The sequence below is a fragment of the Clostridium sp. OM05-6BH genome, from assembly GCF_003481635.1.
GTDB lineage: Bacteria > Bacillota > Clostridia > Lachnospirales > Lachnospiraceae > Butyribacter.
This window is the reverse complement of the sequence record NZ_QULH01000014.1, coordinates 15,343-28,423: the sequence shown is the minus strand read 5'-3', so window position 1 is coordinate 28,423 and position 13,081 is coordinate 15,343. Positions and strand designations below refer to the sequence as shown.

Below are 13,081 nucleotides of genomic sequence, written 5' to 3'. Positions count from 1 at the left end.
AAAAAACAGTTTTGATATTCTCGAATGAGAATACCAAAACTGCTTATCGTATTTACCTACTCTGCGTTCACTATACATTGTTCAGGCACGAGCATTGCATCGCACTGTATTATTTACCTAGCGTGCTGACAAGATTAATTCTCGTCAGTGCCTTTTTAAGTGCTAATTCTGCGCGTACCATGTCTACCTGCTTCTCACCGCTTCCGATACGACGTTCTGCGCGGAGCTTTGCCTCTTCTGCTCGGTGCACATCGATCTCATCCGGCCACTCGCAGGCTTCCGCAAGCACCGTAACCTTATTGCCGCGAATTTCCACAAATCCATCCAACAAAGCCGCCTCACGTACTTTGCCTTCCTGATGGATCTTGACAACACCCGGTTCAACAATTGCCGTAAGTGGGATATGTCCCGCCAGCACACCGATCTCACCTTCTGTTGTCCGCATTTCAACCATGTCCACTTCCTCGTCAAAAAAGATTCGGGTCGGAGATATGATCTGCAAAGTAAATGTTTTGTCTGCCATATGACCCTCCTTTCTTATTTGGAAGCCATTCTGGCCACTACCTCGTCAATATTTCCGGCATTCAAGAAATAGCTCTCCGGAATATCATCGTGCTTACCATCTAAAATCTCTTGGAATCCACGAATCGTCTCACTAACCGGTACGTACTGTCCCGGCAGGCCTGTAAACTGCTCTGCTACATGGAACGGCTGCGACAGGAAACGCTGCACTTTACGCGCTCTATTTACAACGATCTTGTCTTCTTCTGACAACTCGTCCATACCAAGAATTGCGATAATATCCTGCAATTCCTTGTATTTCTGCAAAATCTCCTGCACGCCACGAGCCACTTTATAGTGTTCCTCACCGACAATATGCGGATCGAGGATACGTGATGTTGACTCCAACGGATCTACTGCCGGATAAATACCAAGCTCGGAAATCGCACGCGAAAGTACAGTTGTTGCGTCCAAATGTGCGAATGTATTTGCCGGAGCCGGATCAGTCAAATCGTCCGCCGGCACATAAACCGCCTGTACTGATGTGATAGATCCTGTTTTCGTTGAGGTGATCCTCTCCTGCAATGCACCCATCTCCGTCTGCAGCGTTGGCTGATAACCTACGGCACTTGGCATACGTCCAAGCAACGCAGATACCTCTGATCCAGCCTGTGTGAAACGGAAAATATTATCAATAAACAATAAGACATCTTTTCCGGAACGATCACGGAAATTCTCTGCCATGGTAAGTCCTGTAAGACCTACTCGCATACGCGCTCCAGGTGGCTCGTTCATCTGACCGAATACCATCGTCGTTTTATCAATAACACCTGACTCGATCATTTCATAATACAAGTCATTTCCTTCACGAGTACGCTCACCTACACCGGTAAATACGGAATATCCACCGTGCTCCTGCGCGATATTTGTGATCAACTCCTGGATCAATACGGTTTTACCTACTCCGGCGCCACCGAACAAACCAATCTTACCACCTTTCTGGTAAGGGCAAAGCAGATCAACGACCTTGATTCCGGTTTCCAAAATCTCTGTTTCTGTCGACTGCTCATCGAATGCCGGCGCTTTTCTGTGGATCGGGTCATATCTCACCCCTTCCGGTGCCGGTTTTTCATCAATTGGCTCACCTAACACATTAAAGATACGTCCCAATGTAGCTTCGCCTACCGGTACAGAAATCGGTGCGCCCGTTGCATGTGCTTCCATACCGCGAACCAAACCGTCGGTTGGTCCCATGGCAATACAACGAACTGTGTCATCACCCAAATGCTGTGCCACTTCCACTACGAGCTTTCCACCATCTTTCAACGGGACATTGATTGCCTCGTTAATCTCCGGCAGTTTGCCCTCTGGGAATTTAATATCGATAACGGCACTGACGATCTGCGTCAGCTTACCAACATTTAATTCTGCCATTTAATTTCTCCTTTTTATTTTGCTATGAAATCGCGGATGCTCCTGCGATAATCTCCGTCAATTCCTGTGTAATAGATGCCTGACGGGCTCTATTATATTTTAGCGACAAGTCACTGATCATCTCTTCCGCATTACTCGTTGCCGAATCCATTGCCTGCATACGTGCACCGTTTTCACTGGCATGTGACTCCACAAGTCCGCCAAAGATCAGGCTGTTCACGTACTTTGGAATAATCGCATTTAATGCTTCTTCCGGTGCCGGCTCATAATTCATCAACGTGATGCGATCGATCGGGTTCTCTTCTACGTCCTCCGCATCTGCTGTAATATCGGATGCGTTGATCGGAAGCAGTTTCATCATCGTAGGGATCTGTACCATCGTGTTCTTAAAGATCGTATAGATCAGATAAATCTCTCCGATCTCCCCCATCGTAAACTTGCTCAAAACTTCTTTGCCAATCTCCGATGCATCTGCATATAATGGTTCGTTGATCGCCTCCGAATAATCTCCGGCTATGGTGTAACCCTCACGCTCCACGCTGTCACGACCCTTTGTACCAACTGCATAGACCACTGTGTTTTCCGTAGTAAAACGTTCGTCTTTCGTCAACAGTTTCACTGCATTCGAGTTGTAACCACCTGCCAATCCGCGGTTCGATGTGATCAGGATCACTGCTTTTTTGTCAGACCGGCTTTTTTGCAAAAACGGATGGGACATTTCCCCGGACTTGGCGATCATCGCTGCCACAGCCTCATACATCGCATCAAAATAAGGTTTTGATACTTCTGCACCGACTTTTGCTTTCTGCAGCTTGACAGAGGAAACAAGTTTCATCGCTTTGGTAATCTGTCCGGTACTTTGGACACTTTCTTTACGCCGTTTGATATCTCTCATTGACGCCATTGTCTCTTACCTCCCCTCGAAACTATTTTTCAAACTCTGCTTTAAACTCCTCGATTGCCTGGATCAGTTTCTTCTCTGTGTCTTCCTTGATCTCTTTGTCCTCGCGAATGGAAGCAGGAACTTCCGGATATTTCGTATCGATATACTCAAACAATCCTTTTTCAAAGTCCATAATGTCATCTACTTCTACATCGATCAAGTACTTCTTGGTCGCCGCATAGATAATGATAACCTGATTTTCAACCGGCATCGGCTTGTACTGATCCTGCTTCAGGATCTCACGAATACGCTCGCCCTGTGCCAACTGCTCCTTCGTCTCAGGATCGAGATCCGAACTAAACTGTGAAAATGCCGCCAGCTCACGATACTGTGCAAGCTCGATACGGATCGGTCCGGAAATCTTCTTCATCGCTTTGATCTGTGCAGAACCTCCTACACGAGATACTGACAAACCGGCATTGACTGCAGGTCGGAAACCAGCATTAAACATCTCTGTTTCCAAATAGATCTGTCCATCTGTGATAGAAATAACATTTGTTGGAATATAGGCGGATACATCGCCTGCCTGCGTCTCAATGATCGGCAATGCCGTCAATGAACCACCGCCCAGCTTATCTGACAATCTCGCTGCACGCTCCAACAATCTGGAATGCAGATAGAATACATCTCCAGGGAATGCCTCACGTCCTGGCGGACGCTTAAGCAGCAAGGAAAGTGTACGATATGCCGCAGCATGTTTGGTTAAGTCATCATACACAACCAATACATCTTCGCCGTTCTCCATCCATTCCTCACCAATTGCACATCCGGAATATGGTGCAATATACTGAAGCGGTGCTAACTCACTCGCTGTTGCTGCAACGATCGTGGTATAATCCATCGCTCCATATTCTTCTAATTTTTTCACAAGGTTGGCAATCGTTGACGCTTTCTGTCCGATCGCTACGTAAATACATTTTACGCCCTGTCCTTTCTGATTAATGATCGTGTCGATCGCGATCGCGGTTTTACCGGTCTGGCGGTCACCAATGATCAACTCACGCTGTCCTCTTCCGATCGGTACCATGGAGTCAATCGCCTTAATACCTGTCTGAAGCGGTGTGTCTACGGATTTACGTGCGATAACACCGGATGCCACACGCTCGATCTGTCTGGACTTATCGGTTTTGATCGGTCCTTTGCCATCAATCGGCTGTCCCAGCGCATTCACTACACGTCCGAGCATGGCATCTCCAACCGGCACCTCAACAACATGACCTGTCGTCTTTACGGTGTCGCCTTCATTGATGTTTTTATGGTCACCCAAAAGAACCGCACCTACGTTATCTTCTTCCAAGTTCAATACCATGCCATATATCTCATTAGGAAATTCCAACAGTTCACCCTGCATCGCTTTCTCTAAGCCATGAATACGGGCAATTCCGTCGGCAACCTGTATTACAGTACCTATATCTGCTACTTCAAATTTGGTACTGTAGTTTTTAATCTGCTCTTTAATGACTGAGCTGATTTCCTCAGGTCTCAAATTCATGATACACTCGCACCTTCTTTCTGTTTATTCTAATTCGTCAACTGAACCTGCGACAACTCTTTTGCCATTCGATTCAGCTTTGATCTGATACTGCTGTCTACCACTCTGTCTCCGATACGGATCACCACGCCACCGATCAGGGATGCATCCACAGAATAGTTCATGATGAACTCCACATAAGATGTCGTGTTCAATAATTTCTGCACGATCTCCTGCTTCTCATCCTTAGACAGTTCGACAGCCGATATCACATATGCTACGCCGATCTTTTTGTATTCACGAACTTTATCAATGAAATACGTCAAAATCTTTTCGATTTCCGAAAAACGTCCTTTTTCAACGATAGTGACCATGAATCCTGTCAGCGTATCGGATGCTTTGCCAGCAAACACCTGCTCTACCAGTGAGACTTTCTGCTCAACCGGAAGCTTTGGATGTGTCAGCAGCTTGATGTACTGCTCATTCGCTTCGATCACATCAAGCACGATCTGCACTTCCTCCAGAGTGGAATCAATCGTTCCCTCTTCCACGGCAACCTCAAACAAGGCTTCGCCGTATGTCTTTGATACTAACTTAGCCATGTCTCATCACCCATCTCTTCCAAAGTGTCTGCAAGCAACTGTGACTGTTTGCTTTCGTCCAAAGAAGATGCAACGATTTTACCAGCCATTGCCGTTGCGACATTAATGATTTCCTGTTTCATTTCATCCTTGACCTTGCTCTTCTCCAGTTCAACTTCTCGATTTGCACGGGCAACGATCTGTGCGGCTTCTTCCCTCGCTTCTTCTAACATGACACTTTCTTTCTTGAGTGCCTTTTTACGCGCTTCGCTCAGGATCTCATCCGTCTCTTTTTGCACATTTTTTATTTTTTCATCATATTCTGCTTTGAATTGAATTGCATCCTGCTTCTCGCGCGCTGCCGTTTCCATCTGCTCACGAATGCCTTCCTGCCGCTTCTCCATCAGATTTCTCGCCGGATTAAACAACAGATAGGACAGAAGCAAAAATACAAAAAACATTGCTAATATGGTAATCGCTGAGTCTACTAATAACTGTGGATCTAAACCAAAAATATAATCGCCCAGTCCACTGCTCAGTGCAACCTGAATTACTCCGCTCACGTTAGTGCCTCCTTTCCGCTAGAGTCTTCCACCAAATGCTTACGCCATCTTCCGGTCATTTTTCCATTGAAAAATAGTACCGGCTGCCGGCACTTGCATTGATTAATGAAGCTTTGCGTAAAGTGGGTTCGCGAATAACAGGATCAAAGCAACTACCAGACCATACAAACCTGTTGTCTCTGCTACTGCCTGTCCAAGAAGCATTGTTGACATAACGTCACCTTTCGCACCCGGATTACGTCCTACTGCAGAAGCACCGTAACCGGCAGCAATACCCTGTCCTACACCAGGTCCGATACCGGCAATAACCGCAAGACCTGCACCAATAGCAGAACCCATCAAAACCAATCCATCGTTATCAATATTCATAATAATCCTCCATTTCTAAAGTGCTTATCCGCACTTCTTCACTTTTTTGTTTATGCCTGATCCCCAATCGCATCCGAGACAAAGCACATTGTCAACATACAAAATACATACGTCTGAATCGCACCGGAAAATACATCCAAATAAATGTGCAATGCAGCCGGCCAGATTAATGTCAAAACCTTTGGCAATAATCCGTAGATCAATCCCGTCATAACCGTTCCGGATAAAATATTACCGAACAAACGGAGAGACATAGAAACCGGTGTAGAAAATTCACTGATCAAGTTCATTGGAAAGAACAGAAAGATCGGTTCAAACAATCCCTTAATCTTACCGAATTTCTGGTACTTAAAACCGTTGTATTGAATCATCACCCAAGTAATGATCGCCAACGGAAATGTGACACCGTAATCTGCTGTCGGCGGTCGAAGCCCTAGCAAACCGGACAAGTTGCACGCCAAAATAAATAAAAACAAAGCGCTGACATAGTTACGAAACTTTGGTGCCTTACTCTCTCCCATGGAGCCCGCCACCATACCATCCAGCGATTCTACGATCAGCTCGACCACATTTAGAAACGGTCCCGGCACCTGATCCGGAGTCGCCTTACGAATCGCACGATTTGCAAAAACAGCAAAAATAAGCAGTGCAGCAATTACAATGATCATGGATATATGCGTCGTAGTCAGATACACATCTGAACCGAAAAACTTGAATTTCGTATATCCATGGATAAAAAAGTCTACCTGCTGCTCATTTCCCTTTGCCAAAAACACATTGTTTGCAAAGGAATCAAACGGCATACAAAAGACGCCACTTCCCACATTCTCACCTTCCCTTTCTATAGAATAAATTATATATACAGGCAAATATCTCTTGTTTACCATTTCATTACAAAGCGAAAATCAACGTTTCACGATACACTGCACCGCACAACCGCAATCTCCTATAAAATAAAACAACAGAATATCTGCAATACATATCTATTTTTTAAATAATTTTTCATAATGCGGGTGCATTTTCGGATACGATAATGCACTGACCTTGACTCCAAACAACGTCAGTATCGCCGGAATCGGATGTACATATTCATAAAATATCATGCATACCGCCAGCGTAACCGCCATGATCACCAATCTCTGCAGCGATGCAAGCTGCGCATGTCTGGATGCATGCGCCGGATCCATATCAAGCGCAATGTCCAGGTGGCGAAACATATGCCACAAAAGAACTAATGCCGCCGCACCACCAAACAGCCCTCCAAATAACATCGAAACTCTGCCTCGACTGATAATTACAAAAAGCAGCGTAACAATGGCTGTCCACAGAATAGAACTAATCATCAATTCCTTTAGTACCTGTTTTACCTGTTTCATGCTCTCCCGCTGCTTCCTCCCGCTTCTCGGTGAGTCCTTTCATGTAATCAAGCTGCTCATGCTCTTTCTTCATGTCAGCCTCATAAAAGGACTTGGTTAATATATATACATTTTTGAACGCAGCCCCGATTCCTAACAACAACATGAACGGAAATATGATCTGTGTACCAAACAGACGATTCAGCCAAGTGCCCAGCCAACCGCTAATAAAGATCGGCACGAGCATTGTAATACTGATCTGCGTGATCATCATAAAACTACGCAAAATTTTCTTCTCTTTCTTACTCATTTTTTAATAACCTCTCATTATGCTATTATAATTTATTCTTCTGAAAAAGTCCACCAAAGAGCGCAAAAAATCTCGTGTAGTATCAAGCGATCTGCTAACTCCTTTTCCCCTCCGATCATCCCGCAAATAATTTAATTCGATAAGCTAGAAAGTCCTTTACAAGCCAACTTCCCTAGACTATAATTATTCCACAAGAAGAAAAAGAGCAAAACCAGCGTTTTGCTATCAAATAAAAATAAGCCGCTGAAAGGAGTTTCTTCATGAGCCGACCACGATTATTTCGACGTCGCTTTATCCCCGACGAAAACATCGAATTAAAAGATGATATGATCTTAGCCTTAGAGCCTAACCTTATTATTACCAGTTGGAATGTTTTGAAACCACGACGCGATATTTCCCGTGGTGTCTCCGCTTATTTTATAGATAAAGGGATTAAGGTGAGCAAGGTTTTTGACAATGCCGGACAAATGGTATATTGGTATTGTGACATTATAGAGACGCATTATGATGAGAAAGAAAATACCTACACCTTTAACGATCTACTCATTGACGTAGTCGTATATCCGGATGGTCAAGTTGAAGTACTGGACATGGATGAATTTGCTGATGCAATGGAGCAGGGCATTTTGAGCGTTGGCACGATCGCACATGCAATGCGCGCAACCGATGATCTATTACATACGATCTATGCCGGAGAATTTGAAAAATATACACACTATATTGATGATATGTTAAAAGTGATCAGTTAATTCTGCTCTCTACGAAAAGACCCTCTTTTGATCAGAAGCTCGGATATACAGTCCGCCTTCTACCAAAAGAGGGTCTTTTTATACTGTTATTTCACGCAAGTCTCCCACGTGCCATTATTTCTTCTTTACTTCCAGAGCTTCTTTGCCACCCATATACGGACGCAGAGCTTCCGGAATACGTACGCTTCCGTCTTCCTGCAAATTGTTCTCCAAAAAGGCGATCAACATACGAGGTGGTGCAACCACTGTATTATTCAGCGTATGTGCAAAATATTTGCTGCCGTCTTCCTTACGGACACGGATCTGCAAACGTCTTGCCTGTGCGTCTCCCAAATTGGAGCAGCTTCCTACCTCAAAATACTTCTTCTGACGTGGAGACCAAGCCTCAACGTCGATGGATTTTACTTTCAGATCTGCAAGATCTCCGGAGCAGCACTCCAGCGTACGGACCGGAATATCCAGCGTACGGAACAGATCTACCGTATTCTGCCACAACTTATCAAACCAAACCGGACTTTCTTCCGGCTTACAAACTACGATCATTTCCTGTTTCTCGAACTGATGGATTCGATACACGCCACGCTCCTCGATGCCGTGAGCACCCTTTTCCTTACGGAAGCATGGGGAATAACTGGTCAATGTCTTTGGCAGATCCTTTTCATCGGTGATCGTATCAATAAATTTACCGATCATAGAATGCTCACTTGTACCGATCAGGAACAGATCTTCGCCCTCGATCTTGTACATCATCGCATCCATTTCCGCAAAACTCATAACACCGGTCACGACATTGCTTCGGATCATGTATGGCGGAATGCAGTAAGTGAAACCACGATCGATCATGAAATCTCTTGCATAGGCAAGTACAGCAGAATGCAGTCTGGCAATGTCACCCATCAGATAATAGAAACCATTTCCTGCCACTTTACCGGCAGCATCAATGTCTAATCCATCAAAACTCTCCATGATCTGTGCATGATACGGAATCTCATAATCCGGCACTACCGGCTCACCATAGCGTTTAATCTCAACATTTTCGCTGTCATCTTTACCAATCGGAACACTTGGATCAATAATATTTGGAATGACAAGCATGATCTCACGAACTTTTGCTTGGAGTTCTTTCTCCTTTGCTGCAAGCTCCTCAAGACGAGCTGCATTTTTGTTTACTTCCTGCTTCTTTGCCTCTGCCTCTTCCTTCTTGCCCTGTCCCATCAAAGCGCCGATTTCCTTAGAAATCTTTTTGCGGGAGGCACGAAGCTCATCTGCTTCCTGCTGTGTCTTGCGCGCCTCAGCATCTAATGCAATGACCTCGTCTACCAACGGAAGCTTGTCATCCTGGAATTTGTTTTTGATGTTTTGCTTTACCACATCTGGATTTTCTCTTAAAAATTTAATGTCTAACATATTTCCTCATTTCTGCACACAGCTCGTATGCGTATATTGTTGATAAGTGTAATGTGACAGCCTGCTTGAATAAGCTGCTATAGTCCTGCCCGTCCTACTGTGCTGCCGTCGCTGACGGTGCAGACGCATCTGAAGGTGCTTCACTCGGCGTCGATGACGGTGCAGGCGCATCTGAAGGTGTTTCACTCGGCGTCACTGTCGGCTCCGGTATCTGCGTCGCTTCCGGTGTCACTGTCGGCTCCGGCGTTGCTGTTGCCTTTGGCTTTGGCTTTTTCACCGTCTTTTTGTATTTGCCAATCTTGATCGGCTTTGAAAATTTACCATGCACGATGCGATAACCTTTGGTACGGAATGCACGCACCTTCACATAATACACTTTCGATGCTTTAAGCTTGCGAAGCACAACCGTGCGCTTCTTTGTCGGCATGACAATACGGTATCTCGCCTTTTTGGACGTCTTGACTGCAATCTGATACCCGGTTGCTTTGCCTCTCTTCTTTATCTTAATCTTTGCCTGTGTCTTAGACCGTTTCACCAAAGACACACTCGGTCTGGATGGTTTAGACGCTGCCTGCACCTTTGTTGTTCCTATCGAAGTTAAACATAACGCCAAGATCAGGATCAATGTTCCGAATTTACGTAACTGCTCTTTCATTGTTCTGCTTTCCTCCATTTCTGTACAATGTGCTCTCAGAATCTTCTAAACGAAGAATTTCAAAAGTACGTTTCAATATAGCCCACCCAAAAATATACCGTCATTTCCCCTGATGTGTCAAGACTCGCAGGGCATTTTTTAATCTGCCACTGCATCCGGCAGGTGTCTTCTACTACTGTAGGAAGCACTTTTCAAACACATTATTACGCATTGCTCCATAGAAGATCTCACCTTCCAACATATCGCAGCCAATTTCGCGTGCGTATTCCTCTTGAAGCTTGGTGTGGATGCCACCACAATAAACGGTCATCCCAAGCTCTTTTGCCATGATAACAATGTTTTTAAGGATCGTCTTCTCACGCTCGCCATTCTTGCCACCCGTAAAACACTCTGCATGGAACTTGATCCCTTTGACCGGGATCGTGCGCAGAGAATGCAATGCCGTGTGATGGGATGCAAATCGACTGATCACGATCTGATATCCTCTCTTGCAAAGCTGCTCCAATGCCACCTGCAGCGCACTGGTCATATCCGCAAAATAACGTTCGTGCACTTCTATGATCAAGTCCGACGGATCCATTTTATTTTGCACTTCCACAATATTTTCGATCATGGACAAAGCATTTCGTGCCGACAACTGGCTTGCCGTCATTTGAATAGCAAGCGGAACCGTTTTCAATCCCTTTGCCTTTCTGGCGCCGAAGCTACAGCACACCTGATTCAACAGGAAATAAGAAAATTTATCCAACCTTCCTCCACGTTCGATATAATGCAAAATGCCATCCGTTTCTAAATACTGTCCATCCTGCATCTGAATCCGTGCAACCGCTGTACAGCCTACAACGTTCTCTTTATCTCCCTGAATACGCGGCAAATAGCATATTTCAACTGTCTGCTTTTCCATAGCATCGAGTATTTCCTGAATGATCCGTTCCTCTCGGAAACGTTCTTGCTGAAGATCATCGGTATAAATCGCATAATGGTTACCTTTGATCCCTTTGATACTTCTTCGTGCAAGATCCGCTTTCTCCAGCATATCACCAAGCTCATTATCCGTCGGCTCAACCAGATACAAGCCATTCGTTGTATCAAACCCGATCTGGTTCTCCCCATTCGTAATCTCATCCTGATAGTGCATCATTCGAGACAATTTTTTTAGCAAGGTCTTATGATCCTGGTAAGGGAAAATAGCAACGAAATAATCTCCGTCTACTCTGGCGCACAGGCCACCTCGCTCCACAAACTTTTGAAGCACCCTGGAAAATTTCAACAGGATTTCATTACTAATGGAAAAGCCATAATGATGACTAAACTTGCGAAATTCATCAATATCAGCGCACATCAACGCATAGCGCTTGTCATCCGTTCGTTCTGCCAACATTTCTCTTGCCTTGTCCAAAAACTTTGCATACGGAATCATTCCCGTCAAAGTATCTTCAAACTTTGCCTGACTAGACTTAGCGATCCGCATTAATTTCGTACTGAGTTTCGTGTTGTTCGATGCTGCCGCGATCTCTGCTTCCGCAGAATCTGCCAGTGCATTATCCAACACACGAGTGATCCCATATACTTTCACCGGCTTATCACTCACACCATCTCCCACCGAGACACTCGCCACTTCCATATGACGATATTCTCCATGGTTGTCCTTCATGCGATAAACACCGCGATGACCGCCCAGTTCCTCTTCACGCCTCTTAAGCGCCTGACGAAAACGCTCCACGTCATCCGGGTGTAAAAATTCTCCTAACTGACTTTCGTTAAACTGCCCCTCTAAAATACTCTCGTTAGAATATGTTTCATCTAAATTGCCGCCACGACTAAGTACACGCGTCGCAATATCATAGGTCCAAGTCGTCTCACGCATGAATTTTGCAATAATGTCCGAACGCTCAGCAACTTCCTCAAACTGCTTTTCCAACTGTTTGCGCTTTGTAATATCCATAATGATGCAAAGATATACCGGTTCTCCGTTATCATCATCAATACGACATCCATTGACATAAGACCAGCAGACATCTCCTGTTTTGGAGATGATCCGATACTCAAAGCCGACCAAACCACGATTTTCTACAGAAGCCTTGACCTGTCTTTTGACCATTTCCGCATCTGCAGGATACAACACACGGTCACAATAGTCTCCAAAATTAATCTGATATTCTTCCTTGGAATATCCAGCCAGTCGATAAAATCCATCATTTGCATACAACAGCTTAAAATCTGTCATGCGCAGCTTGATCACACCACCCGGAATACTATTGGAGATCAGCTCTGCATCTCGTTTTGCCTCATACGCTTCTAACAGATTGCGTCTCGACTGTGTGATGTCCAAACATGAGGCAAAATAGACCCTCTGCCCTTTCATATCTGCCGGATGCGCTGAAACAGACACCCAGATCACTGCTCCGTCTTTGCGCCGCGCACGGTGTTCTAACTGAATCTTGCCCCCCACAGCCGTCTGTCTGGCGATCAAATTTCGTATCTTTTGACGGTCTTCCGGAAGGATCATTTCCATAACACTTCCATGATATATTTCTGAAAACTCTTCTCTTGTGCACTGCATTAATGAATAAAAGCGTTCATTCGCATACATAAGCTCAATCTGCGATCCCGGCTTTGCCACAAACATCGCACATTCGGACATATTAAGTAAGCGTCTTAAGTCCTGTTCATCTAAACCCATCTGCCCCGTTGTCTTTACTGTCTCAATATCGCTCATTCGTATCCCTCCCTTTCTGCACCA

The 13,081-nt window shown here is 45.0% G+C and carries 14 protein-coding genes; 1 reads left to right on the top strand and 13 read right to left on the bottom strand.

Features of this window, described 5'->3' with window-relative positions:
- Positions 1-109: 109 nt before the first annotated feature.
- The 10 genes from atpC to DXB73_RS10935 all read right to left on the bottom strand — a co-directional run bounded on the left by atpC (position 110) and on the right by DXB73_RS10935 (position 7,527).
- Positions 110-523 carry an ATP synthase F1 subunit epsilon gene (gene atpC, locus DXB73_RS10980; RefSeq protein WP_022024765.1) on the bottom strand — a complete coding sequence of 138 codons (414 nt, stop codon included), beginning with the start codon at positions 521-523 and terminating at the stop codon, positions 110-112.
- 14 nt (positions 524-537) lie between these two features.
- A complete protein-coding gene (gene atpD, locus DXB73_RS10975; RefSeq protein ID WP_118691155.1) occupies positions 538-1,935 on the bottom strand; it encodes a F0F1 ATP synthase subunit beta in 1,398 nt (465 codons plus the stop codon).
- 22 nt (positions 1,936-1,957) lie between these two features.
- Complete coding sequence (gene atpG / locus DXB73_RS10970) at positions 1,958-2,839, bottom strand: ATP synthase F1 subunit gamma (protein ID WP_118691154.1); 882 nt, start codon at positions 2,837-2,839, stop codon at positions 1,958-1,960.
- A gap of 22 nt (positions 2,840-2,861) precedes the next feature.
- Positions 2,862-4,370: a F0F1 ATP synthase subunit alpha gene (gene atpA, locus DXB73_RS10965; RefSeq protein WP_118506965.1), complete on the bottom strand. Its 1,509-nt coding sequence runs from the start codon at positions 4,368-4,370 to the stop codon at positions 2,862-2,864.
- A 29-nt stretch (positions 4,371-4,399) separates the two neighbouring features.
- Complete coding sequence (atpH, locus tag DXB73_RS10960) at positions 4,400-4,951, bottom strand: ATP synthase F1 subunit delta (RefSeq protein WP_022024207.1); 552 nt, start codon at positions 4,949-4,951, stop codon at positions 4,400-4,402.
- Positions 4,939-5,493, bottom strand: coding sequence for a F0F1 ATP synthase subunit B (gene atpF / locus DXB73_RS10955; protein ID WP_022024206.1), 555 nt, complete (start codon positions 5,491-5,493; stop codon positions 4,939-4,941). The genes atpH and atpF overlap by 13 nt, the downstream gene beginning before the upstream one ends.
- Positions 5,494-5,595: 102 nt before the next feature.
- Positions 5,596-5,862: an ATP synthase F0 subunit C gene (gene atpE / locus DXB73_RS10950; RefSeq protein WP_022024205.1), complete on the bottom strand. Its 267-nt coding sequence runs from the start codon at positions 5,860-5,862 to the stop codon at positions 5,596-5,598.
- Positions 5,863-5,912: 50 nt separating this feature from the next.
- A complete protein-coding gene (atpB, locus tag DXB73_RS10945) occupies positions 5,913-6,686 on the bottom strand; it encodes a F0F1 ATP synthase subunit A (RefSeq protein WP_347559537.1) in 774 nt (257 codons plus the stop codon).
- A gap of 159 nt (positions 6,687-6,845) precedes the next feature.
- Positions 6,846-7,238, bottom strand: a complete 393-nt coding sequence (locus DXB73_RS10940) for an ATP synthase subunit I (RefSeq protein WP_022024203.1) — start codon at positions 7,236-7,238, stop codon at positions 6,846-6,848.
- Positions 7,198-7,527 carry an AtpZ/AtpI family protein gene (locus tag DXB73_RS10935; protein ID WP_022024202.1) on the bottom strand — a complete coding sequence of 110 codons (330 nt, stop codon included), beginning with the start codon at positions 7,525-7,527 and terminating at the stop codon, positions 7,198-7,200. Before DXB73_RS10935 ends, DXB73_RS10940 begins: the two co-directional genes overlap by 41 nt.
- A 260-nt stretch (positions 7,528-7,787) precedes the next feature.
- Here DXB73_RS10935 and DXB73_RS10930 point away from each other — a divergent pair, with 260 nt between their 5' ends.
- Positions 7,788-8,276 (top strand): DUF402 domain-containing protein, encoded by a 489-nt coding sequence (locus DXB73_RS10930; protein ID WP_022024201.1) that lies wholly within the window; start codon positions 7,788-7,790, stop codon positions 8,274-8,276.
- Positions 8,277-8,390: 114 nt separating this feature from the next.
- Here the strand turns inward: DXB73_RS10930 and serS are convergent, their stop codons facing one another.
- The 3 genes from serS to DXB73_RS10915 form a co-directional block, all read right to left on the bottom strand.
- Complete coding sequence (gene serS / locus DXB73_RS10925; RefSeq protein WP_022024200.1) at positions 8,391-9,683, bottom strand: serine--tRNA ligase; 1,293 nt, start codon at positions 9,681-9,683, stop codon at positions 8,391-8,393.
- 94 nt (positions 9,684-9,777) lie between these two features.
- Positions 9,778-10,338: a hypothetical protein gene (locus tag DXB73_RS10920; RefSeq protein ID WP_118691153.1), complete on the bottom strand. Its 561-nt coding sequence runs from the start codon at positions 10,336-10,338 to the stop codon at positions 9,778-9,780.
- Positions 10,339-10,510: 172 nt separating this feature from the next.
- A complete protein-coding gene (locus DXB73_RS10915) occupies positions 10,511-13,057 on the bottom strand; it encodes an EAL domain-containing protein (protein WP_118691152.1) in 2,547 nt (848 codons plus the stop codon).
- Positions 13,058-13,081 lie beyond the last annotated feature (24 nt).

What these genes read in the sequence shown, in the direction of transcription:
- atpC (WP_022024765.1), bottom strand. Translation starts at nt 523, where the DNA reads ATGGCAGACAAAACATTTACTTTGCAGATCATATCTCCGACCCGAATC.
- atpD (WP_118691155.1), bottom strand. Translation starts at nt 1,935, where the DNA reads ATGGCAGAATTAAATGTTGGTAAGCTGACGCAGATCGTCAGTGCCGTT.
- atpG (WP_118691154.1), bottom strand. Translation starts at nt 2,839, where the DNA reads ATGGCGTCAATGAGAGATATCAAACGGCGTAAAGAAAGTGTCCAAAGT.
- atpA (WP_118506965.1), bottom strand. Translation starts at nt 4,370, where the DNA reads ATGAATTTGAGACCTGAGGAAATCAGCTCAGTCATTAAAGAGCAGATT.
- atpH (WP_022024207.1), bottom strand. Translation starts at nt 4,951, where the DNA reads ATGGCTAAGTTAGTATCAAAGACATACGGCGAAGCCTTGTTTGAGGTT.
- atpE (WP_022024205.1), bottom strand. Translation starts at nt 5,862, where the DNA reads ATGAATATTGATAACGATGGATTGGTTTTGATGGGTTCTGCTATTGGT.
- DXB73_RS10940 (WP_022024203.1), bottom strand. Translation starts at nt 7,238, where the DNA reads ATGAAACAGGTAAAACAGGTACTAAAGGAATTGATGATTAGTTCTATT.
- DXB73_RS10935 (WP_022024202.1), bottom strand. Translation starts at nt 7,527, where the DNA reads ATGAGTAAGAAAGAGAAGAAAATTTTGCGTAGTTTTATGATGATCACG.
- DXB73_RS10930 (WP_022024201.1), top strand. Translation starts at nt 7,788, where the DNA reads ATGAGCCGACCACGATTATTTCGACGTCGCTTTATCCCCGACGAAAAC.
- serS (WP_022024200.1), bottom strand. Translation starts at nt 9,683, where the DNA reads ATGTTAGACATTAAATTTTTAAGAGAAAATCCAGATGTGGTAAAGCAA.
- DXB73_RS10920 (WP_118691153.1), bottom strand. Translation starts at nt 10,338, where the DNA reads ATGAAAGAGCAGTTACGTAAATTCGGAACATTGATCCTGATCTTGGCG.
- DXB73_RS10915 (WP_118691152.1), bottom strand. Translation starts at nt 13,057, where the DNA reads ATGAGCGATATTGAGACAGTAAAGACAACGGGGCAGATGGGTTTAGAT.